The sequence below is a fragment of the Enterococcus sp. DIV1096b genome (genome assembly GCF_050498765.1).
GTDB classification, from domain to species: domain Bacteria; phylum Bacillota; class Bacilli; order Lactobacillales; family Enterococcaceae; genus Enterococcus_D; species Enterococcus_D entomosocium.
In genome coordinates, this window is sequence record NZ_JBMHEK010000001.1 from 2312346 (window position 1) to 2336764 (window position 24419).

Genomic DNA, 24419 nt, shown 5'->3' on the forward strand with positions numbered 1-24419 from the left:
CTCGTCTCCTTCAAATTAATTAATTTCCATAATAATAGTAGTAACCTGAATCTTTCGAGTGTTCGGCACCGTTATAGACCACCCCAATGATTCTTGCTTGAACCATATTCAAAAGATCTCTCGCTTTTGTTAAGGATTCTTTACGTGCAACATTTTCTCGAACCACTAAGATCGTCCCATCTGCTTTAGATGCCATGATTTGTGCATCGGTGACTGCTACAACTGGTGGCATATCAAAGATAACCACATCGTAAAGGTTTTTCGCTTCTTCCATCACTTGGTTCATTCGTGCTGACCCAAGTAGCTCAGATGGATTTGGTGGTTTTGGTCCGCTAGTTAAGACAGATAAATTATCAATCACCGTTTTTTGAGCTGCTTCAAGGACGCTCGTTGAGGTACTTAATACGGTACTCAATCCACTCGCATTGTTTAAGCTGAATGTTTTGTATACAGTAGGCTTTCGCATATCGGCATCAACTAACAATACTCGTTGTCCTGATTTTGCAAAAACAACCGCTAAATTAGCTGAAGTTGTCGATTTCCCTTCACCTGGACCAGAAGAAGTAACAACAATGGTCTTGATTTGTTTATCTGCTGAAGACGCAAATTGAATATTTGTACGGATCGTACGATATTGCTCTGAGATTGGTGAAGAAGGATCAATTAGCGTGATCAAACTTACTGCATGTGTCTGTGTCCCAGTACGTTCTTGTTTTTTTGCCATCATTGTTCCCTCCTAGACCCGGCTACGACTACGGCGTGATTCTGCCGTTTTGTCGCCTTGCGGTTTCTTAACAAATGGTGCGCTTGGCTTTTTCTGAATGGTCGCAGCCAATTCTTTTGGTGACATTTGGGGTACAGTACCCAATACGGTAAAGCCTAATGTTTCGGTTACAAATTTATCATCTTTGACAGTTCGATCTAGTAGCTCCAATAAGAAGGCTAAACCGACACCGACCATGATCCCTAATACCAGACCAATAGCTAGATTTAGTTTGTTGTTAGGTGAAACGGGTGTAGTACTAGCTACCGCACTTGAAATGATTGAGATTTTATCAACATTCATAACATCTTGAGCATTTTCTTGAAAGACCAATGCTGTTGTGTTGGCAATATTTTGCGCTGACACTGCATTTGTACTAGTTGCCTGAATGGAAAACATTTGTGAGTTCTGTGACTGGTTGATCGAAATGGATTCTTTCAATTGTCCGACAGTCAAGTCAAGGTTATTTTCAGACTCCAAACGATCCTTTACTTGTGTCATAACCAAGTCACTGACAATCATATCTTTATACGTATTGATCATTTGCAAGTTTGTATTCACATCGTTGGCATTGGTAGTTTCGGATTGAGGCAATGTCACAATCAACTGAGCTTGTGAACTGTATTTCGGTGTAATGACAAAGAAGGTGAATATCCCTGCTAAAGCTAAACCAGCAAACATTGAAATAAAAATAGCAGCTAAGTGTTTCCGTAGAATTGCGAATATTTCTTTTAAGCTAATTGTTTCTTCCATCTTTTCTCCACTTTCCTATTCATTCTCTAGATTTAGTTGAGCTTTCAACTCTTTTTGAACTCTTGCTAGTTCTTCGTCGCTCACACGCTGATATGAGATGCCGTCTTGCATGAATCCTTCCCCTTGCAACTGATCTTGTTTGATCGTTTGAAAGGCACTGTGATAATTAAATGCTAAGGTTCGCATGTCATCGAAACTCATATCTGTCTTCATGTTTTGCTCAACGGCATTTAAGATCGTTTGATATTGGGTGATTCCATCAAGACTCAAGACTTTCTTAACGATTCCTTCAACGATTTTACGTTGGCGTTCTTGACGTCCATAATCGCCGTTTGGATCTTCATAACGCATTCTTGAATAGGCAAGGGCTTGTTCGCCATTTAGTGATGTACGTCCGATAGCAAAATCAAAGCCATCTTGCGAAAAGGTGATTTCATTATCAACTTCAATGCCGCCAACCGCATCGACTAATTCTTTCAAACCAGCCATATTGATTGATACATAATGATCGATCGGAATATCCAAGAATTTTTCTACGGTATTCATTGCCATCGCTGGTCCACCAAAAGCATAGGCATGATTAATTTTATCTGTCGTCCCATGTCCAACGATATCAACATAGGAATCTCTTCCAATACTCACCACCGTCGTCTGATTGTCTTGTGGGCTGATGGTCGCCACCATCATGGTATCAGAACGTCCTTGTTCGACTCTTCCTAAATCACCGGTATCGATCCCCATCAGTAAAACCGAGAAGGAATCTTTTTGGGATAGGTCGACATCATTTTCACGTAGACGATCTTCTCGATCACGTTCGACTGATTGATAGGTTTCTTGAATTGAGTTTGATACATCAAAATATAATTTTGCAGCGACACCGATCATTCCGATGACTAACACTGCAACGATTGAAAAGATGATTAAAAAGATTTTTTTTCCTTTTGACATTTGCTTTCCTCCAGTTATCTCTATTTTCTTCGATACATCTTTAAATTAGTAAACAGTGTCTGAACTTTGGTCTGTCCAGGTGCCATCTCCTGCGGATGTATCCTCTGAATAACTTTCCGTTGAAGCGGGGGGTGTATACGTGCTGTATCCTGTGTACCCCATTTGGGTAGCGACTTTATCTGCTAATTCGGTGAATTTCTCTTTCAATTCTTCGTTGCGAACTTTGCTGATACTGTCGACTGCACTCAGATATTTTTCTAAGGTGACTTCACTTGTCACCTCATCCCCATCAAGCATTTCATCAAAAGTTTCTTGTAATTTTGCAATGCGGTCCAATTGAGTATCCGCATATTCTAAATAGGAAACAACTAACTCTTTCCATTTACTATCCTCAAAAAAGCTCAGATTTTCACGGACATTCCCGACATCCTTTTCTTTTAGATCAGCTCTAATGGTGACATCATTTTCAGCACTTTGCCAATTTGAAACACCTTCAGTAAATAAGGCTTCCGTATCCGCTTGTACTTTTAATTTTGCCTCGATGTCTTTTAGCTGATCATCAAGGGCGGTTTTTTCTTGTTGGATCTCCACTGACTCACTTGGCAGTGCATCATCATCGATCCCATAATCGTCTGCAGATACTTTCACTGCAGAAAGTTTTGCGACTGTTTTAAGAACGTCTTCTTCTTTAAGATCTTTTCGCAAAAACGTTTGATCTTCGTTGCTGTAAAATTCAGCAATTTCATTTGACAACTCATTGATGCGATCTTTTTCGCTGGCAATCGCTGTCTGTGCATATTCGACTCGCTGCTGATATTGCCTTTGGTTATTTTGTCGGTAACCAATAAAACAAATTGCAACGGCGCCAATACCAACGGCTAAAACAGTCAAAGTCTTTATTAACGGCTTTCCCATGAACACACTCCCTACTTCAATTGTGCTTGTTTAAGCATTCTGCCTTCTTCTCACATAATAAAGGCAATTCTAGTTTATTATAAGAGAAATGTATCATTAAATAAAGGAAATTCCCGTTTTTTATTTATTAAGGTATATTTTTCGTCAATAAAAGACTTATATAATGCCAAACATCAGTTATTTTAAAAAATCATAAATAACGTCTACTTTACTTGACAGTTTTTTTAAACCCTCATTTTAAATAATGAATAATTCAGTTATAATCGTTGTTCTCATCACCTTTGAAGGTTGTCACATCATAGAAAAATAACCTTAAGAGATTATATTCGTTCACTTTCTCAACATCTTTTCATTATAAATAGAAAAGATAAGAAATTCAGAAAGTATTTTTATACACTTTTCTTGTTATTATAAATTAATTTGGCAAAGCTGAATTCTTTTCTTGGCGCACTTAGGGTTTCCTTTGCGGCTGCTATTTATTTACGTCAATCGTTCCTGTTAAAATTATAAGTTGTCTTTCGCAAAGTGACTTTTTTCTTCAATTCTGTTCCCCTTAATATTCAATCGCCCCCCGAAAAACAATAATCATTTAATTTTTATTCCACCACTAAAAACTTATCGTCTCGCCTCCTCTCTGGCTATTCAATTTCAATCAATCTTCTTCGACATGCTGGAAAAAACGTGTTTCTACCTATATATATACCGATCGTCAGTTGATTTATAGAAAATGCAAAAAATCTCGCATAGACTCAGGTATAGATTTCACCAATCGATGAAATACGTGATTTGTTTTTTCTTCCCTATCTTCTTTAAGATGAATAAGTAAGATTTGCGATTTTGTTCATGAAAGGAGCCACGTCTTGAGAAATTTTCAAATAAATTTTATTACTAACACTGCAACGATTCGATGGCTGAAAATTTTGAGGGCATTCGAGAAAAATTATCAATGTTCGACTCAAGGTTTGGCAAAAATTTCAGGAAGTACCACGCGAACGATCGTTACGGATGTGACGGATCTAAAAGAGTACTTTGGCGATTGTTTATCGATCGACTCTTCTCACAAGGGGTATATTTTTTCGATCAAACATTCAGCTGTTTATTTAACGAAAAAACGTGCACTGATTGCCAATGAGATTCTGTTCCATATCATCGAAAGTATTTTCCACAATGATCTTTATAGCTCATCTGAATGGGCTGAGAAATACCATATATCAGAAAGCACTGTTCTTCGCTATTTGCGGAAAGTGCAACCGATTTTTTCTTTCTATCGTTTGGAGATCCAAACCAATCCTATTTGCTTTATTGGTGAGGAGATCAATATTCGCAAGTTTTTCCATGATTTCTATTACGAATCGGAAATTACTGCCCATACGATTTTTCCGCCGATCGCCATCCAAAATATCACTGCTAGCGCTTTTTCTAGATGTTATCAACTTGACCAGCATGCTTGTTCGTTTGGTGAATTCAATTATTACTTGTATATCACCTTTGAGCGCCATTGTGCGGGTCAAGGTATCGAGTTGCCTAAGCAAATAAAAAAAATATTTGAGCAATATAATGATTTTCGGCTATTTTCTGAAATCAACGAGGCAATGAGTGAACAATACCAAAAAGAACTTCCCTATGAGGAAGTTCTTTATTTGTTCTTATTGGTGAAAACCCGTCGTTCGATCAGCAACTTGGCGATCGAACAAACCTTTTGTAAAGAGTATAATCATTGGCCTGAAATTAAGCAGCTTGCTGCAGCCTTTGTCAAGGATTGTTTGCCAGATACTCAAGATAGCGCTCGTGACCGGCTCTTAGTAGAATCCTTTTTTACGGTAGCAAAAATCAAGCAATTATTATCCCCCTTATTAAACCATATGATTTCGGATACCGTTCATTTTGTCGAAGAGGCGTATATGGATGATTACCATCTATTTAAAAACTATCTGTTGACGCAACCATTAGCCAGAGAAATTTGGGACAGTATCACACTGGAACACTTAGGAACGAGTCTTACGATGTACGTTACCTCTATTAAATCTTTGTACTGGCAAGCAAAGAAGAATATCGCTTTTTTGTTTGAAGGCCCCTTTTATTTATGCCAATTATTAAAATGCAAATCTGTTCGTTATTTGCGCAGCTCTCGGACATTTTATTTTCCAGACTCCAATGAATTGTCGGCAGGCTATTTGGAAAAAAATCAAATTGACTTGATCGTCACCAACTATACGGAATACATCACCGAATATGCCCAAGACATTGATTATTTGCTATTCAAAACTTTTCCCGATGAGCACGACTGGGAAGCTTTAGAAGAAAAACTGAATGCCAACTTCAATCCTTGATAAATGAAAATCTTGGCTCTTTAATTTATGGGACTGAGGAATCATAACTGATTCTTCAGCCCCATTTTCATTTTAGGTATTAAAAATATATCGTTCTCTAGTATGATTAGATCACCACAAAATAAATAACTGAGAGAACGATTGTAAGGACTTATGGGCAATTTAAATCAAAACAGAGCGTATCCGTTAGGGTCGGCACTGACACAGCGATACGCTCTCTACTTATGCCTTATTCTATTAAAAGCAAAAAAAGAAGCAGCCACTTCATTCAGTGAGCTGCTTCTTGCTAGTTGATTGATTAATCAAGAATCGTTACTTTTACTTGACGACGTCCCCATTGGATACATTGTGCTACGTTATCAAAGTGAACATCAATGATATTTCCTTTGATCGCGCCACCAGTATCAAGCGCTAGTGCTACGCCATAGCCTTCAACATTGACTAAGGTGCCTAACGGAATCACGCTTGGATCCACGGCAACTGCCATTGGATTTTTACGTAAGTCTGTACCGCTTGCTGTAAAGAAACTGGAGCCAGCTTCTTTATAAGAGTAGGCAGTTGATTCCATCATCAATGTCCGACCACTACTTGTATTGCTGTTGTTGCTATTGTTGCTATTGTTATTGTTGTTGTTATTGCTTGAGCTGCTATTTGAGCTATTGTTACTGCTTGAAGAGCTGCTCGATGATGAGGTGCTGCTTTCAGTCGTATTGCTGCTCGATGAAGCAGCCGCTTGTGATTCAGAAGCGCTTGAACGTTCGGCAGCTTGGGCTGCTTCTTTTTCTGCTTTTTCTTTCGCTGCTTGTTCTGCCGCTTCTTTGGCTGCTCGTTCTTCTGCTGCTTTTTCAGCAGCTAAGCGAGCTGTTTCAGCTTCTTTGCTTGAAGCGATTTGTGCCAAGGTTGATTCGTTTTCTTTCAATTGGGCTTGTAGATTCGCAATTTTTGAATCCAGTGTTTTGGCTTCTGATTCTAATGCGGTTTGATTTTCTTTCAATGATTGCTGTGTTGACTGTGCTTTTTCTTCTAAAGCTTCTAGCTTTTCTTTTTCAGCTGTTAATGAATCGATCTTTTCTTTTTCCAAGTTTTGTAACATCGTCATCGCATAGGCACGATTGATAAAATCTTGGATGTTTGATGATTCTAACAGTACCGTCCAGTCTCTGGTAGCCCCGCCATTGACTTGGATGTCTTTCATACGTTCCGCAACGACTGCTTCACGCTTTTCAATTGTTTCTTGTGCAGTTTTGATTTCTGCTTTGGTTGTTGCTAATGATTCTTCATTTTCAGCGATTTGAGCTTTTAGCTCTTCTACCTCACTGTATTTCGCATTCACATCAGTCAATGCAATCTGTACTTCCGTACTGATTTCCTGACTTTGCTGCATGACGGCACTTTCTTGCTCTTGCAATGATTCAAGTGACTCAGCCTGCGCAAAGATTGGAGAAACGATTCCTGCCGCAAAGACAGCGACAACGATTGTTCGTAGTTTCTTTGCCTTCAAAAAATTCCCTCACTTCTCACTATGTTTTCCAACATATCCTATTATACAAATTCTTAAGAAGAATTTTATTGCAGGACCTTTACAATTTGTTACAAATTATCGTAAAAGTGGGTGTTTTAATCGTCTTTTTCAACTGAAATCAGTCAGAAGTGGGAAGAATCAGCATTGATAAGGGTTTATTTTTTGTAACCTTACCGTAACAAACCTATTTTTTCTTACGGATCGCTTCAATAAATCGAGACAATTCCTGACTGCTTTTTATCTGATTGATTTCTAACTTTTGAAAGTTTTTTAAGAGTCTTCTTTGATGGAAATTCAATCTCGGTAGATTCTGTTTTAATACGCGCCATTCTTCTGGAAACGCTGCGAAGCGCCCTTGCCAATCGTTTTTATATTGCTCAATATTTTCAGCCAATTCTTTTTTGTGCTGTTCAAAGGCTTGATTGACCTGTTGCACCGCTTTCTGAAAGGCAACCAAGTTAGCTAGGGTATAGCCCATATCAAAAGAGAGAACCATCAATAAGAAAACTGGCAATAAGAATCCTACGCGAGCACTCAATGTTTGAACAATCTCCAGCATTTGCGGATGAACAAATCGAACAATGAGCACACAGCACACGCCCCAAAAAAGAGAAATCGGCAATGCCACCCGTCCATTGATATTTAATGGGACTTCTTTATAATCCCACCATGAGGCATGAAAAAAACGCTCAAGTAAATAACTTGTCACATATTCAAGCACGGTAACCAACAACGCTGCCGCAAAGAACAGTGGAATCACTTGCTCATGCAATGGCCGCAATAAATAGACAACGCCAAGAATCCCAAAGCCGTAGATGGGTGTGATGGGACCAACAAGGAAGCCCCGATAAACAAAGTGCTTGGCTTTTAGTGAGCAATAAATGGTTTCCCAAAGCCAACCGATAAATGAGTACAAGAAAAATAATAAAATGATCCGTTCAAATTGAACCATACCTATCCGCTCCTTTTCAAACTGTCACAATGATCTGTGCAATCGTACTTGTCATCACAATCATACCACAAATCAATCAGTCTTATTTTGAATCAGTGCAGTAGCTTATTCCCTGTTTGAACGTTCTTTTTTCGTTGCTTATTGATCACCAAAAATAATTGATGGGTGCACTTGTTCTTTCAAACTATAGCCACACAGTTCTTTGTTAAAGGTAAAATGATCTTGTTCCACATTTGCAATGATCTCATCTTCGGAAAATCCGTGAAAATCGTAGTCATTGATATAACTGCGAAGTAATACTAATTTTGCATCGATCAAGAGAACTCTTTGGATATCCATCCAAAATGCCATGTCTTTGTTTTTCAATATTTTTTTCAATTCTGCTTCCTGTGCTAACCAGTACGCATAGACTGATGGCATTTCACCTTTAATGGTTTCAGCAGATAATCCTTCTCTCATTTTTACTAGATACTCATTTACTGATTGATAAAACAATTTCCTTCCCCCTAGTTCCATTATTTTTAAACGTAGATCTTATGTTTCTTCTATTCCTCGCCGCTTTGAGCTATCTTTCTCTATCCGGCTGTCGCTGATGTCGCCCTACTTTTTGTATCGAAAGAAGCCATAGTATTTCGCAACAAAATTCTGACAATTATTCAAAACAAATAGATAAATAAAAAACACACTATTATTTTATAGATATAACCGACACAATTTTTAACTTCACTATTCTTTTAATGCTTCCTTTCTTTTCTAAAGCATAGCAAAAGTCGCCCCGTATTTATAATCAACTTTTGCATCAATCTAAGAAAAAAGTGAAAATAAGCGGTAACAGTCAGTTATTTCGGCTTCATTTTTTTAAATTTATTATTTAACAATCCTTTATTTTTTTCTTTTCATGCAGTAACTGAGAATATTTTATTGCGTTATTTCCTTTCCTATTATACGATTAACTAAATAATGTTGGTTATTTGAAAATAGAAAACAAAGGGGAACGTGAGAATAATGAGAAAAAGTGTTGTTTTTAGTTTATTGGGGTTCACACTTCTTTTTGCTGGCTGTACGCCAAAAGAGGAGAAACCAGCTTCAGAAAGCACGGAAAATGCAAGCGCTACAAGCTTATCTATGACTTCGTCAACAGAAGTCGCGCAAGAATCGACGGGCTCTTCCAGCGAAGCGGCTTTACCGAGTTCGGAACAAACCATCACAGGCGAGAGTGGAACAAACTATACCATCGATTTGCCTAGTAATTGGCAAGAGGTACCCGATTTCACTTCATTGAATCCTGACAATGATTTCATGTTGTCAGATGCGTTAGAAACGAAATACTTAGCTGCAGTCGTTGAATCGAAACAAGATTTTGCCGATTTAGAAACTTATCTCGGATTGGTTCAAGAAAATTTGGCAACAAGCTTCGATACGACCGCCACCTTTTTACCAATTCCTGACACGAAGGCCTATTTCGTTGATTTCCCAGCGACAGTTGAAGGGCTAAATATCCACTATATTTATTATGTACTTGAAACCGACAATAATTATGTTCAGTTGTATGGTTGGACGTTAGAAAGCTTATACGACTCTTCAAAAGACGAGTTAACAGCGATCATGAACAGCTTCAAAGAAGAATAAACAAAACATCTGGAACCATTTTGGCAAATAGCCGCAAAAATGGTTCCAGATGTTTTTTCATTTTATCTACGGACTACAAGACGCTGTCCTACAAGAATCAATGAGCCAGAAAGATTATTCCACTGCATCAACTGATTCACAGTCACACTGTAGCGTTGCGAAATGCCCCATAGAGTGTCTCCCGAACGTACGGTATAGGTGGTGCTGTTTGATGAGGAAGTGTTCGTTTCTTGAACATATGCTGCACTTACCCAGCCACGCCCTTCAATTCGATACCAGACGTTGTTGCCATTCACACTGGTTCCGGTCTTTTGCGCAACCGCGCGAAAAGAGGAGTTGTTTAACAAAGAACCAACAATTCTGGCACTGGTAGACGCATCAGAGCGAATATTCAATGTTGCGGTTGTACGAAACTCTTTGTTGATGCTTTGCTCAGAGCTATTACTTCCAGCGTTCACTTCTGTCACGTACGTAGCACTCACCCAGCCGCGTCCTTGAATTCGATACCACACATTGTTTCCGTTGACACTCGATCCCGTCTTTTGAGCGACTGCTCGAAATGTCGCATTACTTGCCAAGGAGCCAACAACAGAAGCGCTAGTCGATGCATCTGAACGGATGTTCAAGGCAGCAGTTGTGCGGAACTCTTTGTTGATGCTTTGTTCGGCATTGTTGTTATTGTTGTTGTTACCATTATTATTGTTGTTATCATTCCCACCCGTATTCGATGAGATCTCCGTCACGTGAGCAGCACTTACCCAGCCACGTCCTTGAATTCGATACCACGTCGTATTGCCGTTCACACTGGTACCAGTTTTTTGCGCTACTGCTTCAAATGTTGCATTGGCAGCCAATGAACCAACGATCGAGGCGCTAGTGGAAGCATCCGAACGGATATTGAGTGCTGCATTTGTTCTGAATTGCTTATTGATCGCCTGCTCAGAATTGTTATTGTTGTTATCATTTGAACCGCCACCACTTGATGTATCGTACTGGGTCAAATTGTGCGTTTCAATCAAGTTGTTTAGCTTACTTGCATAAGAAGTATCGGTGGCATAACGTCCTTGCAGCCATTGAGTCGCGTCACGATAAGAATTTGTATTAGACTTCCATGCCCCATGGTAGAAGAAAACACCCGGCGAAAATGAGGTAGTTCTCAAAACATGCGCATTGTCTTGAAAAGATTCTTTTAATGAGGGGTATTTACGAAACCTAGCAATAATCGGATAGAGATTGCCATTCCCGTCATCTTCCATGGTTTGCATCTCTACAAATTGTCCATTGTAAGATCCCTTGATACCAAACATATTATTTGCAAGAGTGGTCAGCGTGGATTGCCCCCAACCCGATTCTAAGATCGCTTGGGCAATCATGACCGAAGCGTAGAGGTCATTTGCCCCGGCAACTTCTTGTGCCATTGGTCCTACTTGCTGAATAAATGCTTGCTGATTGTTGGAACGTGCCATTGGATTGTTATAGTTGGGCATGACCTTCGTTTCAATGGCGATCCGCTCTTCTTCTGACAGAACAGGAATATCACTATCGGTTTCTGCTTCATTCTGTTCAGAAGCATCATCTGCTGGTGCATTTTCGGGTACCTCTTGGATGTCTACTCCATCCGCACTTTCAGCTTCTGATGGATCGGTACTATCTTGAGTTGCTGGTGATCCCTCGTTCACTTCTTGATCTTCTACAATGCTCACTGAATCATGCGTCGATGTGTCTTGGGTTGACTCTGCTGTTTCAACTACTTGAACACCATTTTGGGCTTCTGCTGACTCGAGTGTATCTGCTAAAACATTCATCGGCAAAATATTCACCGTACTAACAAGTGCAGCGGTTGCCGCCGCACTTTTACGGTAAAGAAGCCCTCTTTTTTGTTTCTTCGCACGATAACGAAGTTGTTTTCTTTCTTCCATTTGTCTCTCCTTAAAACTACAGCTAGCTACTTCTTACATTCTTACTGCAAAGCTAGGTGTAAAATGAGCGGTGCTGCCAACAGAAACATTTTGTCCTGGGCGTGGTGCATGAATGTATTGTCCGCCACCTAAAGCAATGGCTACATGATAGGTGCTACCTGATGAACCCCAGAATAAAAGATCTCCTGGTTGTGCTTGGCTAACGGAAATCACTGTACCGGCTGTTTCTTGTGGCACCGTCCATCCACCAATATCTCTCCCTGTTACTTGTAAAAAGACATAGCGAGTAAACCCAGAACAGTCAAAGCTGTCCGGTCCTTTGGCACCCCACACATAGGGTTTTCCGATATGCTTATAGGCTTCTGCCACGATTGCAGCACCATTTGTTGATGCTGGTGCAGAAGGTGCTGGCGGCGTCACGATCGGTGCAGGTGACGGAGCAGGCGTTGGCGCCGGTGTTGGTGTAACTGGCGTCGGTGCTGGCGTTGGTGCAGGAACTGCAGGTGCACTGTCCGCTGGCGTCTCCGGTGCTGCAGGTGTCACTGGTGTTTCTGGCTCATGAATTTCTGGTGTATCTACTGGTGTTTCCTCTGGAACCTCTGGTGTTTCAACCGGTTCAGATTCTTGCGTTTCCTCTGGTTGCGTTTCTGCTGGTGCTTCTGGCTCTTCCACTGGCGCTGGGCTCTCTGTTTCTGCGTCAGGTTCTGTGCTCTCTACATGAACAGCTGCTTCATTCAAGGCTGCTTCTTCCGCTGCAGCTTGTTCTGCCTGCTGTTGCGCCGCTTGTTCCGCTTGGGCTTGTAAAGCAGCTACTCGGGCAGCTTCTTCACGAATTCTCGCTTGCTCCGCTTCATAGGCTTCTTTTTCCGCACGCAGCTGTTCTTTTTCTTCTTCTTTCGTTGCTTCTTCGTAGGCTAAATTACTAACTAAGACATTTAATTCTGCTTGGCTTGCTTCCAAAACACCTTTTTGTGCTTCCAGATGGCTCTGTGCTGCTTGCAATTCTGCCACTTTTTCTTGTGATTCCGCACGCTTTTGTTCAACAGCTTGTTGGTCGGCTTTTTGCTGTTCGATCACTTCATTATTCGCTCGAATGATCGTCGTCATCGCATGCAAACGACCGACTAGATCACTGACAGAGTCCGCCTCTAGTACCGCTGTTAGAAAATGGTCGCCTTTTCCATTAACTTGTGTTTCTCTGGCTTGCTTTTCAATGTTTTCTGAGCGTTTGGCAATGCGCTCTTCTAACTGACTGATTTCCTGATCCAATCCTTCGATCGCTTGCAACAAATCACTTTGCTGCGCTAAAATGATTGCTGCTTCTTGATTTAACGAATCAATTTCTGCAGACAATCCGTCAATTTCCCCTTGTACGCTTTGACGTTGCTGTCTCAACTGATCAATTTCGTTATTTTTTTGTTCGATCAATTGATCGTGATTCGTAGCAAAAACGGTCACAGGTCCGCCGAATGATGACAATACAATGCCGCACATACACACTGTTGCAAAGATTTTCTTCTTCATCTGATCCTCCAAATTCAATTTTAAAACTTTTTTTTCATTTATTTGACCATTTTCATTTTACCATAGTTCAGCAACAAACCCAATCCGTAAGCGATTTACATTTTAGTTACATAAATAAGCTCTGTTTTTTTATTACATGTTCCCCACTCCTATCCCGCCGACACGCCGAGTGAATCCCTATGTATCAACTGTTCAAGAAAACTTCATAGAAAAAGTCCTTTTTCTTAAGAAAAAATAAATAATGTTGTAGATTTCACTTTTATTACATTAATTTTCTGCAAAATATGCTTGATTCACAAAGTTATAAACAGACGAAAAAAGCTCCTTCCTAGTGTTTTCTAGAAAAGAGCGAGTTTTTTTGTCTGTGTTATTCACGATAAGGGAGTAGTTGTCTCATTACGGCGATTTGGTCATCAATGGTCTGTTCTGTGATGTGACCGGTCAGAGCCAAAATCCCTAATCCTTCAATCACGAACATATAGTTTTCTGCAATCACTGCCAAGTTTTCATCTTTTAATACACCTTGCTGAACGCCCACTTGAAAAATCTCATGGATCGTCCGTTTCGTCTCAGCGAGTTGAGCTTGCTGCAGTGAACTGGAGGCTTCGGTTTTATGCGTATAGTAATACTCATAGACGGCTCGCAGCATACCGTCAGAAATGCTGTGGAGTAGACGCTTGCGATGGTCGGAAAAATATTTGTTTAAAATCGTTTCAAAGGGTACTTGCTCCATGATCATCTCTCGTACATCATCAAATTTTCGTTTGGAACGCTGCTCTAACACTGCCAAAAAAATCTCATCCACCGAACGAAAGTACAAATAAATGCCGCCGCGACTAATGCCGCACTCTTCGATAATGTCCTTCATTGTCGCATCAATCAAACCTTTCTTACTAAAGACGACTTTGGCACTTTCAAGAATCAAATCACGCTTTTGTTGTTTTTTCTTTTCAGCTGTAGTCAATTCGCTCTGCTGCTTCTTCGCCATTTTTTTGGCTCCTTTCATCACATTATTAATGACACTCGTGTCATTTTGTTGTATAATCAACCTAACTTAAAAATGACACGAGTGTCATTATAAAAAAGGAGTTTTTACAATGAATACAAAAAGCAAAACCTATCGCCTTGTCATTCGTGCCATTTTGACTGCTATTATTATTTTACAGACGATGGTGCCTTTCCTTGGATTTATTCCGATCGGTATCACTAGTTTGACGATCATCCATATCACGGTAATCGTCGCTGCCATCGTTTTAGGGACAAAAGACGGGATGTTCATTGGCTTAGTCTGGGGCATTTTTACCATGATCCGTGCGTTTACCTCCCCGACAACGCCCTTGGACATTGCCGTTTTCACCAACCCAATCATCTCGGTGGTCCCCCGTGTGTTGGTTGGCTTAGTGGCTGGTCTCTTATTTACGATCATTTACAAAAAGACCAAAAAAGTCGTCGCTGCTTCGATTGTTGCAGCGATCTTTGGGACCATCACAAATACAGTTTTGGTCTTAACCCTAATGGGAACCTTATATACTGGGTTAGTTGCCAATACCTATGGTGTCGATGCTTCGGCTTTATTCGTGACCCTCGGTGGAATTGCTATAACGAATGGAATCTCTGAGGTGATCACAGCTGCGATCTTAACACCCATTCTAGTAAAAGCCTTATTTGCGGCAACCAGTTTACGTCCAGAAAATCGTTAGTCCCTTCTCTTATCCTATCATTTTTTTCACGTTCTGAGTACTCTTTGCCCAAACATTAAAAGCCCCCGATTTAAGAAAGCTTCTATTGTATAGAAAGGCTTTCTTAGATTAGGGGGCTTCTTCTTTTATTGGTTAAAAAAAGGTGGACAGCAAGGCAAGGATCGCTAGACCGCCTTGGGTCAAAATAATTTTCTTGTCGCTAGTCACACTGCCATATGCAGCTACTAAGATAATGTAGATCAGCAACAAGCGACTGATTTCCAATGGTGCTGAAGCAAAGGTAATACTATACAGTAACCCCAAACCAATGAGTCCATTGTAAACCCCTTGGTTTTTGAACAAGGTCACAACGATCGGTCGTTCAAGTTCTGCTTTCGTCACGTTGAAGACCCGCGCCGTTGCTTTGGACGTAGTGGCAAATGTTTCTAAATAGAGAATATAGAAAAACTCTAAGGCAACCAGTACAATCAAAATCGTCGATAAAATCGTCATCTTTATTCTCCTTGATGAGCGACAACGATCTCGCTCGGTTTGGTTGCAAAGTCAGGCATTTGTTGGAATAATTGTTGCAGCAGCGGGTTTTGATTGTGAGCGGTGATCGCTTCTTGATTCGCCCATTTTTCGACCATGACAAACCGATTGTTCTCTTCCAATGATTCATAGAGATGATAGCCGTGGCAGCCATCCTCAGTTCTTGCCGATGCTATTAATGGGGTAACAGCGGCTAAAAAATCTGCCCGCTTTTCTTCTTTGATGTAAAACGTTGCATTGATGATTTCCATCGTTTTCCCTCCTCTTATAGAAATGTCGTAATTTGTTCTGCGTCTAACCGAACGGATTCATAGCCTAATTCTTTGGCTTTTCCGACTGAAAGGATCATGACAGGAACATAACGTTCTTTGTCTAAGCCAAAAGCTTCTGCTAATTGATCTGCTTCAAAACCGCCGATTGGGTTGGTTTCATAGCCATGCGCCCGCGCAACTAACATAAATTGCATCGCTGCTAAACTAGCGTCGATCTTCACCACATCATTCATTTGTTCTTTTGTAAGATTTTCGTAATGAGGAATGATCGCTGCTAATTGTTGGTCACGTACTTCCGCTGGCATTTTGCCTTCTGCTACTGCTTTGTTATAAATTTCTTCTCCTAGTTCATGACAAAGCATATCGCCAAAAATCAAGACCATTGCAGAAGATGTATCATTTTGTCGGACGTTGAAACGAATCAACGGTTTCAATTTTGCTTTTTGCTCATCGCTTTCCACAACGACAAAGCGCCAAGGCTGCATATTGACTGAGGAAGGTGCTGTCGTTGACTCTTGGATCATGGTCAACATTTCTTCATGAGGGATTTTGTAGGTTTCATCATAGACACGGACCGATTTTCGGCCAAAGGTAATCTCTGAAAAATTGTTATTGCTGTATTCTGTCATGGGTTTGCCTTCTTTCATGGAACTAATTTCATAAGTAATGTTAGAAGCTGTGCTTCTTCTTCTTCGGTCAAATTGATGCCTAACGACTCCTCAGAGCTGGCATGCTTTGAAGCACAACTAGCCAAATCGGCTTGTGCTTTCGGTGTCAAAGAAACAAAAATCTCGCGGTTATTGTCTTTGTTTCGTTCCCGTGTCACAAATTGTTTTTCTTCGAGAATCTTCAAATGCCGAGTGACCGCTGCACTATCGATCTTCAATTCATTCTGTACTTGATTTTGGGTACAGCGTCCTTGCTCATTCAAAAACTGCAGCAACTGATAACGGGTCAGACTAAAGCCAGTCTCTTTTTCAAAGATCGCCGTTAATTCTTGATTCACGATTTTCATCCGATACAGCAATCCGCTTAGCTCACGTAAATTCATTGCAGAAATCGCTCCTTTCATCATTGACTTGTCAACTGTTGACTAGTCAAGTATAAATCATTTTCTTTTGCTTGTAAAGAGTAAGCAAAAAAGACCCGCAGCTAGGCGAACTTCATCAAGGATCGAATCAAGAATCCTTTGGCGAAGTTGCGCCATTAGGCTGCGGGTCTTCGTTACTCCGGTATTGAGAAAATACTGGAGAATTTATTTTATTTTAATTGGAAGAGTTTCTTCAAGCCCATCACAATCAGTGTAGAGATCGCTGCAGCAGCGAAGATGATCCCCCACGTGCCGGCTTGAATTGGCATCGTGTCTAATAGCTCATTCATAAACGGTACATAGACTGCTGAAAGCTGCAAACCTACGGAAAGGAGCAATGCCCCCATCAACGGTTTGTTTTTCAAGAGAGTTTTGTCTAAGCCAAAACCGCTGCTCTTACGAACGTTGAAAATATGCATCAATTGTGCTACTGCCATAAAGGTAAAGGTCGCTGTTTGTGCATAAAGCAACTCGTGATCCGTCAACATCAAGAAATTGAAGAAGCCAAACGCCACCAAACCAATCACAACACCACTTAAAATGATGCGTCCTAAGAAGCGTTTGTTGACGAGGCCATCAGCTTTCGACCGTGGCTGACGTTTCATGATATCGTCTTCTGCTGGTTCAAAGGCTAACGCCATTGCTGGCGCAATATCGATGACTAGATTTAAGAAAAGGATATGCAGCGGTTGGATCGGCATTGGCATCAAGAAGATGACACTTAAAAAGATCGTCACGATCTCAACCATATTACATGAGAATAAGAAAGAAACATATTTTTTGATGTTGTCAAAAATGATGCGTCCTTCTTTGATGGCATCGACGATTGTTCCAAAACGGTCATCCGTTAAAATCATATCGGAAGATTCTTTGGCTACTTCTGTCCCACGAATCCCCATGGCGATCCCGATATCGGCGCCGTTGAGTGCCGGCGCATCGTTAACGCCATCGCCAGTCATAGAAACGATATCGCCTTCTTCACGCAAGGCTTCCACAAGTTGTAATTTGTTTTTTGGAGAGACTCGAGCAAAGACAGCGACTTCTTCGATTTTTTCGTTAAAGCCTTCCTGCCCTGCCAATTCATCGATCTCGCGACCTGTCATGGTTTTTTCATGATCTTTTAAGCCAATTTCTTTGGCGATCATTGATGCGGTCTTCGGATGGTCCCCCGTGATCATCTTCACTCGGATCCCCGCTTCTTGGGCGACCTTCACTGCCTCTTTGACATCTGTTCGTGGCGGATCGACGATGCCCGCAAAGCCTTGGATCTTGATTTCCTGTAATGCTGCTTTCAGCTCTGCTTCGTCCGTCCCACCTTGATAATCCTTGATGCAACCGACAGCGATCACCCGCTGCCCATGACTGGCTAACGTGTCATTGTATTCATGAAGTTGTTCTTTTTCAGTGGCATCAGCATCAGCTAAATCAATTAAGACATCTGGTGCCCCTTTGATGATCAATGTCCGTTGCTCTCCTTCATACACGGTCACCATGTATTTGTTGTCGGAATCAAAGGGCATTTCTGCGATTTTCTTCAGCCCGCTGTCCTGCTCTTTTTGCCGATCGATGCCGATCTTTTGACCTAAAACAACAAACGCCCCATCCGTTGGATCACCGAGGATCTCGTATTGCCCTTCGTTTTCACGTAAAGTGGCGGTGGTACATAAAGCGCCATTTGCAACCATCCCTTGCAGTGCATCATGATTGGTTGCGTCGATCTCGGAATTATCATCCGAGTCTGCCTTATAGAATTTTCCGTTGGGTTCATACCCATTTCCTGTCACTTTGAACATTTCCCCAGAACCTAAAATGATCTCGGCAACCGTCATTTGGTTTTCTGTCAGCGTCCCCGTTTTATCACTGGCAATGATACTGGTGGCGCCAAGAGTCTCTACGGCTGATAACGATTTGACGAGTGCTTTGTGCTCGGCCATCGTCCGCATGCCTCGAGACAATGTGATTGTCGAAACGGCTGGCATTGCTTCAGGTATCGCTGCGACCGCTAAAATAATCGAGATATGGATCATTTCGACAAATGGTTGATTCGTCAAGACCCCAGCGATCAAAACTGCCACCGCAGCAAAGAGTGCTGCAATAATGATTGCTTTTCCAAGCTTGTCCAATTCGATATCTAATGGCGTTTGACGCTTTTTATCCCCCGTCAGCATGTCACTGATTTTTCCAACCTCGGTCTTCATGCCGGTTTCTGTCACTACTGCATAGGCATTTCCCCGAGTTGCCGCAGTTCCTGCGAAAACGACATTGCGGCGATCGCCTAATGGAACATCTTCTTCATAAGTTTCTCGTGCATCTTTTTCAACAGCTTCTGACTCACCGGTCAGCGCTGATTCGATGCAGGCAAAGTTGCTCGTTTCAAGTAAGCGGGCATCTGCGGCAATAGCATCCCCTTCTTCCAGAACGAGAATATCGCCTGGAACGATTTTTGCCGACTCGATCTCCATTACTTCTCCATCACGAATCACTTTTGCGGTAGTGTAAATCATGCTTTGAAGTGAATCAATTGATTTTTGTGCTCGTAATTCTGTAATGAAACCGGTCATTACAGCAATCACCACGGCAATCAATACTGCAATTCCTTCAACCGTTTCCCCCATCGCAAAAGAGAGTAACGCAGCTGCTAGCAAGAGATAAACAATCAAGTTGTTCAAGTTATGCCACAGCAATTCCCATACAGAAAGGGATTCTTGTTGCTGGATCGTGTTTTCTCCGTATTTATCTAAGCGTTTGTCGGTTTCTTTCCCGCTTAGGCCTTGCTTGCGGTCACTTTCAAAATGTTTCAAGGTCTCTTCAGTCTTTTGCTGGTAAAATTTTTCCATCAAATTCCTCCTTTTAATTGTAAACTTCTTGCCGAGGGTTTCCACGTTTCTGAAGGGATAAAGCGGTACAGATACCTTGCACAGTCATTTTTTGATTTTGAATCGGTTCAGGCAATTGCTGATTGAAGGGAATATAACCAATAAGAAAAGCAAGCGCAGATTGACTGGCTGAGGGAAAAGGTATGTGTGATGAGCATCGATCATTTTGCGAGTAGTGAAGTAACTTTTTTTGGTAGTCGCAAGTGATCTTTCTATGTACGTACTTTGTGAAAAAACCATTCGGCCTATTTCTAACCTATCATGGATGAAGATGTTCGCAAAGGATTTTGCTTCACAAGTGGTGTAAAAAAACAGTCGTAACAAAATTAGCACCACCGCTTTTGGTGACGATTGGGCAGCATGCCAGTAATGGCAAACAGGCACTCGTTTCGGCGTTTTCTTAATAACCTGAGCTTTTGCTATGTTGTGATTTACAATGTTACAACTCTAGCAAAAAAATAACTTTAAAAAGAGAACACTCGCTGTCCTTACTTTATTTTAACAAAAAAACACAAACTTTTGAACAAAAAAACTGTTTACTGCTAAAAAAATAGATAAATCACTGGATCTTTCCGCTTACAATCTAATTCCTGATCGTCAGAAAAGCCTAAAGTTAAAACAAGCCATTGATCCTTTGTGTTCATTCAACACGAGCTCACCACTACCCAAAACAAGCATTCATCGGTTGATTGATGAATCACCAGCCGATGAATGCTTCGTATTTATTCTACTTTAAGAGGTAATTTCCTCACTCTCGATATAGCAATAAACCCTCAGTTCAGGCAAAGCCTGCTTTATTTGCTGCTCAATGGTATCAATAAACGTGCTTGGTTCTTCATCCGGCGCTAGTCTCAAGCTAAGGTCGGCGACGATCAAAAGTTCCTCTGGGCTTAGATGGAGGGTTCGTAAATCTTTGATTTGAATGATTGCAGGGTCAGCTAAAATTTGTTTGATCGCCATTAAATCCGATGCGGATGCCCCTTCGCCAATCAAAAGGCTATAAAATTCTTTGGCTAAAAAGACAGCCGCAGCAATCAACAACAATCCACCTAAAATGCCCCCGAGGGAATCAAATACCGGATTGCCTGTCAAAGCAGTCAATGAGATTCCTACGATGGCGATCGTCACACTGCCTAAGGCAAACAAATTTTCCGTAAAACCTAATAGTAAATCAGAATCCCGGCTTTCTTTCAAAAAACGGACGAGGGGTTGTTTTTGTTTATTTTGTTCTTTGACTTCTTGCCAACCATCTTGAACTGCAGTCACTTCAATAAACAAACTGACAAATAAGATCGCTGCCACCAGCTGGAGCTGTTCCACTTCGTGGGTTGGGTCTAGTAGATCACGGCTGGCTTCAACAACCGCTAAAATGCCGCCGCCTAAAAAAACTGTCATGGCAACTACGGTACTAAAAAAATAGGTCGCTCGTCCTTCACCAAACTGATGCAGTTCACTGCGTCCTCGCTGTGCTCGGTTTTCACCGATGGCTAGAAGTCCTTGATTGATGCAATCGATCAGACTATGGATACTTTCGTTCATCAAGACAGCACTGCCGCTAAGGAAGTACCCGATGGCTTTCATGAGCAACCCTAAGACATGGGTCAACAAGACGATTCTTCGGGCTTTTTGTTCTTGCTGTTTTTCCATCATGGTTCCTCCCCCAGTGTATGACTTGCTGCAACAAGCTGTCTCTTTTCTTAAGAATAGCACTGCACTTCTTAGATGCAAACGAAAGCGGCTTGAGAGACTGAACTTGTTTTCAATCGATTTTTAAAGGTCTGAGGGTACAAAAAAAGTCAGGAATGTTCCTGACTTTTTTCTCTTGATTAGTAGCCGGTTCCGTCATCAACGACATCCGAGCCGTATCCGTCACCAGTTCCTGCACCTGTCTCGTTTCCAACACCGGTTTGTGTTTCTGTATTGGCATCTGCTTGCGAATCTGCTGGTGCTTGACCTAATGCTTTCAACATATCATTACGGATTTCATTGTAAGAATAGTCTTGAATATATACGATCGATTGTCCATCATAAGATTCCCCATCGTACCATTCAAAGGTATGTTTTTGAATATCGAACCCAGACAACATATTGCCCGCTAAAGATACTAAGTCTTCAAACTTAAAGTTTGTATTCACATCTTCGCTGACAGAATCTAAAATTTCTTGGTACTTGGTGACATTATTGATTTTCAAAGCTTGGTGGATCGCTGCTTCAATAACTTCTTGCTGACGGTTTCCTCGATCCACATCAGTATCCATTTTCCGGATACGGGCAAAAATCAAGGCTTGTTCACCGTTCAACAATTGACGTCCTTCTGGAATCAACGTTTCTCCCGTGTTGTCTGAAGTATATTTCTTGTTGATGTCGTAAGGCACATCAACAGTGATTCCGCCAATCGCATCGATTATTTTTTCAAAACTTGTAAAATTGATGTTTACGTAATAGTCAATTGGCAATTGCAGGTAGTTTTGGACTGTTTCAATCGTTGCGTCTTCCTCACCAATCGTGAATGCACTATTGATCTTGGCTGTAGTAGCAATTGTCCCAGTTCCTGTTCCATCATAAATATTGGTCCAAATATCTCTAGGGAGACTAACCATATCGATTTTCTTGTTTTCGCCATCATATACCATGTAAATCAAACTGTCGGTACGGGCACTGTCCAAATGTTCTGTCTTTTCACGTTCCGCGTCATTATCGACACCCATCAGCAAGATCCCAAACTTTGAATTCACGTCAGAAGCTTTCAATGAGTTGTCTTCTTTACTTTTATTGGAACTGATTACAGCGGATTCTTTAAACATTTTATCCACTGAATTTTTTGCTGCATAATACGTATAGCCGGCAAATAAAACGATGCCTGCAATGGCGAAAAGAAAGATTCCTCCAATAATCACGCGTTTGTTGCGCGCTTTGTGGGCTCTTTGCTGTTTATATCTCGTCTTTCTATCCATAGTGCCTCCTTCATTTCTCCTGAATTGCTCTCCCCGATTGTACCAGAATTTTTGCGATCCGCCTATTTTTTTAAGAAGTTTTATTCTTTTTCTGTGAAGTCCTTTAAACATTCCTTAAAAATAATTCTGATGATGAAAGAAAGCTGGATAATTAGTCAACTTCTATGGATATTTTATTAAAAAACGATTTTTTTCATTCACCCTTTTTTGATGGATCAACTTCTTTTTCGACAGTAAGCTGAATAATTACACCAAATGGATCGCGAACACTTGCATAAAAAAACGCAAACGGATTTTCACTAGGTGCCTGGATCACCTGACTGCCCTTTTCCACTAGTCGTTGATAAAGCTTTTGAGCTGTTTTGGTGTCGTCTATCGTCAAACTCAAGGATAAGTGATTCCCTGCTTGAATGGGCTCCCCTTCGATCAATGGATTGTCAGCCAGCTGCAACTGGAAATCTCCGATTTGTAGGATGGAATGAGAAAGATACTGTTCTTGACCTGCAAGAATTTCCAGCGTTGGATCAAGTTTTTCTTGATATTCTTGGTTGGTGATGGCGAATAAGAGGGTCGCGTCTAATGTTTCCTGATAAAAGTGGATGGCTTCTTGGGCTTTGCCGTCTAAGGTTAAAAATAAAGCGATTTTTGGTTCGATCATTTGTTGGTTCCTCCTTTTCTTGTTACCATAAGTGTAACTGTGAATATTGCCAAAACTTGGCACCATTGGAGAAAGAAATGAAAAAATCAGAACGTTTAACTCAGGAGCTATTGTATTTACAAGGAAAAACCACTTTTCATCTAGCTGATTTGATGAAAACCTTTGCGATTTCAAAACGCACAGCCGTCCGCGATGTCCAATCGTTGGAAGAGCTGGGCTTGCCTCTCGTGGTAGAAACCGGTCGTTATGGCGGCTATCAGATCTTAAAAAATCAACTGACCCCCTTGTACTTTGACAAAAATGAACGTTATACCCTTTTCTTTGCTTTACAGCTCTTACAAAAACTGTCCGATTCTCCTTTTGATCGGAGCTATCAAGGGCTGCGGCGAAAACTTTTGCAGTCTTTTTATCAAGGAGATACCGACTGGTTAGAAAAAATGGAGACGGCGGTTTCGTTTCAAGGGGTGCCTCAATTGACGAGTGCACCGATCCTCTCAGCGCTTTTTTCAGCGATCGTACAAGAACAGGTCATCCAATTTACCTATCAGCGTTATCAAAAAACGAACAAGACCGTACAACCCTATCAGCTGGATTTTCGTGCTGGTTACTGGTATTGTTTGGCCTTTGATTGTCAAAAGCAGGTCTTTCGCCGCTATCGCTGTGATGCAATGCAGGGACTTGCTCCGACTGAAAAAACAGGCTATACCTTGCAGCAGTTAGATGAAAAACAGCTGCAGCAACAAGTGTTGACACAAACACTGGGCTATCACATCCGCTTTGATCTATCGGCAAAGGAACGCTTGTGGCAAGAAAAATATCCTGATATGGCAGTGGTGGAACGTCCTAGTGAGCTTTGCTTAGAAGGACACATTGCCGACAATGAGCTTGATTTTCTAGCTGACTTTCTCTTGCAATTTGGGCCAACCATCAAAGAAATCGAACCGTTAGCCCTCAAACAGGCGTATACTGAAAAAGTTTGGCGGATGCTGCAGCCATTTACAACTGACTAAGCGTCTTCACGCTGTTCGATGATGGTTGACACTCTGCCTAAAACGATTCTTACTTATAAGGAGTTTTCTACCC

At 41.2% G+C, this 24419-nt stretch carries 22 protein-coding genes; 4 read left to right on the forward strand and 18 right to left on the reverse strand.

The genetic code is table 11. The features are described from left to right. Positions 1-19 precede the first annotated feature (19 nt). The 4 genes from IGJ17_RS10920 to IGJ17_RS10935 are packed head-to-tail and all read right to left on the reverse strand — an operon-like array spanning position 20 to position 3379. Complete coding sequence (locus tag IGJ17_RS10920) at positions 20-727, reverse strand: CpsD/CapB family tyrosine-protein kinase (RefSeq protein WP_005234973.1); 708 nt, start codon at positions 725-727, stop codon at positions 20-22. A gap of 9 nt (positions 728-736) precedes the next feature. Then, positions 737-1516 carry a YveK family protein gene (locus IGJ17_RS10925; RefSeq protein WP_429961375.1) on the reverse strand — a complete coding sequence of 260 codons (780 nt, stop codon included), beginning with the start codon at positions 1514-1516 and terminating at the stop codon, positions 737-739. 15 nt (positions 1517-1531) lie between these two features. Continuing rightward, entirely contained in the window at positions 1532-2464 is a 933-nt protein-coding gene (locus IGJ17_RS10930) for an LCP family protein (RefSeq protein WP_429961376.1), read from the reverse strand. A 45-nt stretch (positions 2465-2509) separates the two neighbouring features. Then, positions 2510-3379 (reverse strand): hypothetical protein, encoded by an 870-nt coding sequence (locus IGJ17_RS10935; protein ID WP_429961377.1) that lies wholly within the window; start codon positions 3377-3379, stop codon positions 2510-2512. An 860-nt stretch (positions 3380-4239) separates the two neighbouring features. Here IGJ17_RS10935 and IGJ17_RS10940 point away from each other — a divergent pair. After that, positions 4240-5709: a helix-turn-helix domain-containing protein gene (locus IGJ17_RS10940; RefSeq protein ID WP_016621502.1), complete on the forward strand. Its 1470-nt coding sequence runs from the start codon at positions 4240-4242 to the stop codon at positions 5707-5709. A gap of 298 nt (positions 5710-6007) precedes the next feature. Here IGJ17_RS10940 and IGJ17_RS10945 read toward each other — a convergent pair whose 3' ends face one another. The 3 genes from IGJ17_RS10945 to IGJ17_RS10955 all read right to left on the reverse strand — a co-directional run bounded on the left by IGJ17_RS10945 (position 6008) and on the right by IGJ17_RS10955 (position 8699). Further along, positions 6008-7210, reverse strand: coding sequence for a 3D domain-containing protein (locus IGJ17_RS10945; protein ID WP_429961378.1), 1203 nt, complete (start codon positions 7208-7210; stop codon positions 6008-6010). A gap of 205 nt (positions 7211-7415) precedes the next feature. Continuing rightward, the gene (locus IGJ17_RS10950; protein ID WP_005234965.1) at positions 7416-8183 is read right to left on the reverse strand and encodes a putative ABC transporter permease; all 768 of its coding nucleotides are present in this window, start codon (positions 8181-8183) and stop codon (positions 7416-7418) included. A 138-nt stretch (positions 8184-8321) separates the two neighbouring features. Further along, entirely contained in the window at positions 8322-8699 is a 378-nt protein-coding gene (locus IGJ17_RS10955; protein ID WP_005234961.1) for a DUF7006 family protein, read from the reverse strand. A gap of 489 nt (positions 8700-9188) precedes the next feature. On the opposite strand from IGJ17_RS10955, the gene IGJ17_RS10960 reads away from it, so the two are divergent. After that, positions 9189-9812 carry a hypothetical protein gene (locus tag IGJ17_RS10960; protein WP_429961379.1) on the forward strand — a complete coding sequence of 208 codons (624 nt, stop codon included), beginning with the start codon at positions 9189-9191 and terminating at the stop codon, positions 9810-9812. Between the two features lie 62 nt (positions 9813-9874). On the opposite strand, the gene IGJ17_RS10965 is transcribed toward IGJ17_RS10960, so the two are convergent. The 3 genes from IGJ17_RS10965 to IGJ17_RS10975 all read right to left on the reverse strand — a co-directional run bounded on the left by IGJ17_RS10965 (position 9875) and on the right by IGJ17_RS10975 (position 14243). Continuing rightward, a complete protein-coding gene (locus IGJ17_RS10965) occupies positions 9875-11731 on the reverse strand; it encodes a glucosaminidase domain-containing protein (RefSeq protein WP_086316356.1) in 1857 nt (618 codons plus the stop codon). 33 nt (positions 11732-11764) lie between these two features. Beyond that, a complete protein-coding gene (locus IGJ17_RS10970) occupies positions 11765-13255 on the reverse strand; it encodes an NlpC/P60 family protein (protein ID WP_429961380.1) in 1491 nt (496 codons plus the stop codon). Positions 13256-13622: 367 nt separating this feature from the next. Continuing rightward, positions 13623-14243, reverse strand: coding sequence for a TetR/AcrR family transcriptional regulator (locus IGJ17_RS10975; protein WP_005225615.1), 621 nt, complete (start codon positions 14241-14243; stop codon positions 13623-13625). A 109-nt stretch (positions 14244-14352) separates the two neighbouring features. Here IGJ17_RS10975 and IGJ17_RS10980 point away from each other — a divergent pair, with 109 nt between their 5' ends. Continuing rightward, entirely contained in the window at positions 14353-14955 is a 603-nt protein-coding gene (locus tag IGJ17_RS10980; protein ID WP_005234954.1) for an ECF transporter S component, read from the forward strand. 132 nt (positions 14956-15087) lie between these two features. Here IGJ17_RS10980 and IGJ17_RS10985 read toward each other — a convergent pair whose 3' ends face one another. From IGJ17_RS10985 to IGJ17_RS11020, 8 genes are all read right to left on the reverse strand, one after another. Next, a complete protein-coding gene (locus tag IGJ17_RS10985) occupies positions 15088-15447 on the reverse strand; it encodes a DUF1304 domain-containing protein (protein ID WP_016613516.1) in 360 nt (119 codons plus the stop codon). Between the two features lie 2 nt (positions 15448-15449). Beyond that, complete coding sequence (locus IGJ17_RS10990) at positions 15450-15737, reverse strand: putative quinol monooxygenase (RefSeq protein ID WP_429961381.1); 288 nt, start codon at positions 15735-15737, stop codon at positions 15450-15452. Positions 15738-15751: 14 nt separating this feature from the next. After that, entirely contained in the window at positions 15752-16387 is a 636-nt protein-coding gene (locus tag IGJ17_RS10995) for a nitroreductase family protein (RefSeq protein ID WP_008378805.1), read from the reverse strand. Positions 16388-16401: 14 nt separating this feature from the next. Beyond that, positions 16402-16809, reverse strand: a complete 408-nt coding sequence (locus IGJ17_RS11000) for a MarR family winged helix-turn-helix transcriptional regulator (RefSeq protein ID WP_008378808.1) — start codon at positions 16807-16809, stop codon at positions 16402-16404. A gap of 209 nt (positions 16810-17018) precedes the next feature. After that, positions 17019-19685: a cation-translocating P-type ATPase gene (locus IGJ17_RS11005; protein ID WP_429961382.1), complete on the reverse strand. Its 2667-nt coding sequence runs from the start codon at positions 19683-19685 to the stop codon at positions 17019-17021. A 771-nt stretch (positions 19686-20456) separates the two neighbouring features. After that, positions 20457-21374: a cation diffusion facilitator family transporter gene (locus tag IGJ17_RS11010; protein WP_429961383.1), complete on the reverse strand. Its 918-nt coding sequence runs from the start codon at positions 21372-21374 to the stop codon at positions 20457-20459. A 176-nt stretch (positions 21375-21550) separates the two neighbouring features. Continuing rightward, the gene (locus tag IGJ17_RS11015; protein ID WP_008378814.1) at positions 21551-22678 is read right to left on the reverse strand and encodes an LCP family protein; all 1128 of its coding nucleotides are present in this window, start codon (positions 22676-22678) and stop codon (positions 21551-21553) included. Positions 22679-22871: 193 nt separating this feature from the next. Continuing rightward, the gene (locus IGJ17_RS11020; RefSeq protein ID WP_086373142.1) at positions 22872-23336 is read right to left on the reverse strand and encodes a VOC family protein; all 465 of its coding nucleotides are present in this window, start codon (positions 23334-23336) and stop codon (positions 22872-22874) included. A gap of 77 nt (positions 23337-23413) precedes the next feature. Here IGJ17_RS11020 and IGJ17_RS11025 point away from each other — a divergent pair, with 77 nt between their 5' ends. Beyond that, on the forward strand, positions 23414-24346 hold the full coding sequence (locus IGJ17_RS11025) for a helix-turn-helix transcriptional regulator (RefSeq protein ID WP_429961384.1): 933 nt from the start codon (positions 23414-23416) through the stop codon (positions 24344-24346). Positions 24347-24419: the final 73 nt, after the last annotated feature.

Bases quoted from the DNA above. Each gene is read 5' to 3' on its own strand.
- IGJ17_RS11005 (WP_429961382.1), bottom strand. From the start codon at position 19,685: ATGGAAAAATTTTACCAGCAAAAGACTGAAGAGACCTTGAAACATTTT.
- IGJ17_RS10920 (WP_005234973.1), bottom strand. From the start codon at position 727: ATGATGGCAAAAAAACAAGAACGTACTGGGACACAGACACATGCAGTA.
- IGJ17_RS10995 (WP_008378805.1), bottom strand. From the start codon at position 16,387: ATGACAGAATACAGCAATAACAATTTTTCAGAGATTACCTTTGGCCGA.
- IGJ17_RS10935 (WP_429961377.1), bottom strand. From the start codon at position 3,379: ATGGGAAAGCCGTTAATAAAGACTTTGACTGTTTTAGCCGTTGGTATT.
- IGJ17_RS10985 (WP_016613516.1), bottom strand. From the start codon at position 15,447: ATGACGATTTTATCGACGATTTTGATTGTACTGGTTGCCTTAGAGTTT.
- IGJ17_RS11010 (WP_429961383.1), bottom strand. From the start codon at position 21,374: ATGATGGAAAAACAGCAAGAACAAAAAGCCCGAAGAATCGTCTTGTTG.
- IGJ17_RS10950 (WP_005234965.1), bottom strand. From the start codon at position 8,183: ATGGTTCAATTTGAACGGATCATTTTATTATTTTTCTTGTACTCATTT.
- IGJ17_RS10975 (WP_005225615.1), bottom strand. From the start codon at position 14,243: ATGGCGAAGAAGCAGCAGAGCGAATTGACTACAGCTGAAAAGAAAAAA.
- IGJ17_RS10925 (WP_429961375.1), bottom strand. From the start codon at position 1,516: ATGGAAGAAACAATTAGCTTAAAAGAAATATTCGCAATTCTACGGAAA.
- IGJ17_RS11000 (WP_008378808.1), bottom strand. From the start codon at position 16,809: ATGAATTTACGTGAGCTAAGCGGATTGCTGTATCGGATGAAAATCGTG.
- IGJ17_RS10970 (WP_429961380.1), bottom strand. From the start codon at position 13,255: ATGAAGAAGAAAATCTTTGCAACAGTGTGTATGTGCGGCATTGTATTG.
- IGJ17_RS11020 (WP_086373142.1), bottom strand. From the start codon at position 23,336: ATGATCGAACCAAAAATCGCTTTATTTTTAACCTTAGACGGCAAAGCC.
- IGJ17_RS10955 (WP_005234961.1), bottom strand. From the start codon at position 8,699: ATGGAACTAGGGGGAAGGAAATTGTTTTATCAATCAGTAAATGAGTAT.
- IGJ17_RS10930 (WP_429961376.1), bottom strand. From the start codon at position 2,464: ATGTCAAAAGGAAAAAAAATCTTTTTAATCATCTTTTCAATCGTTGCA.
- IGJ17_RS10960 (WP_429961379.1), top strand. From the start codon at position 9,189: ATGAGAAAAAGTGTTGTTTTTAGTTTATTGGGGTTCACACTTCTTTTT.
- IGJ17_RS10965 (WP_086316356.1), bottom strand. From the start codon at position 11,731: ATGGAAGAAAGAAAACAACTTCGTTATCGTGCGAAGAAACAAAAAAGA.
- IGJ17_RS11015 (WP_008378814.1), bottom strand. From the start codon at position 22,678: ATGGATAGAAAGACGAGATATAAACAGCAAAGAGCCCACAAAGCGCGC.
- IGJ17_RS10990 (WP_429961381.1), bottom strand. From the start codon at position 15,737: ATGGAAATCATCAATGCAACGTTTTACATCAAAGAAGAAAAGCGGGCA.
- IGJ17_RS10980 (WP_005234954.1), top strand. From the start codon at position 14,353: ATGAATACAAAAAGCAAAACCTATCGCCTTGTCATTCGTGCCATTTTG.
- IGJ17_RS11025 (WP_429961384.1), top strand. From the start codon at position 23,414: ATGAAAAAATCAGAACGTTTAACTCAGGAGCTATTGTATTTACAAGGA.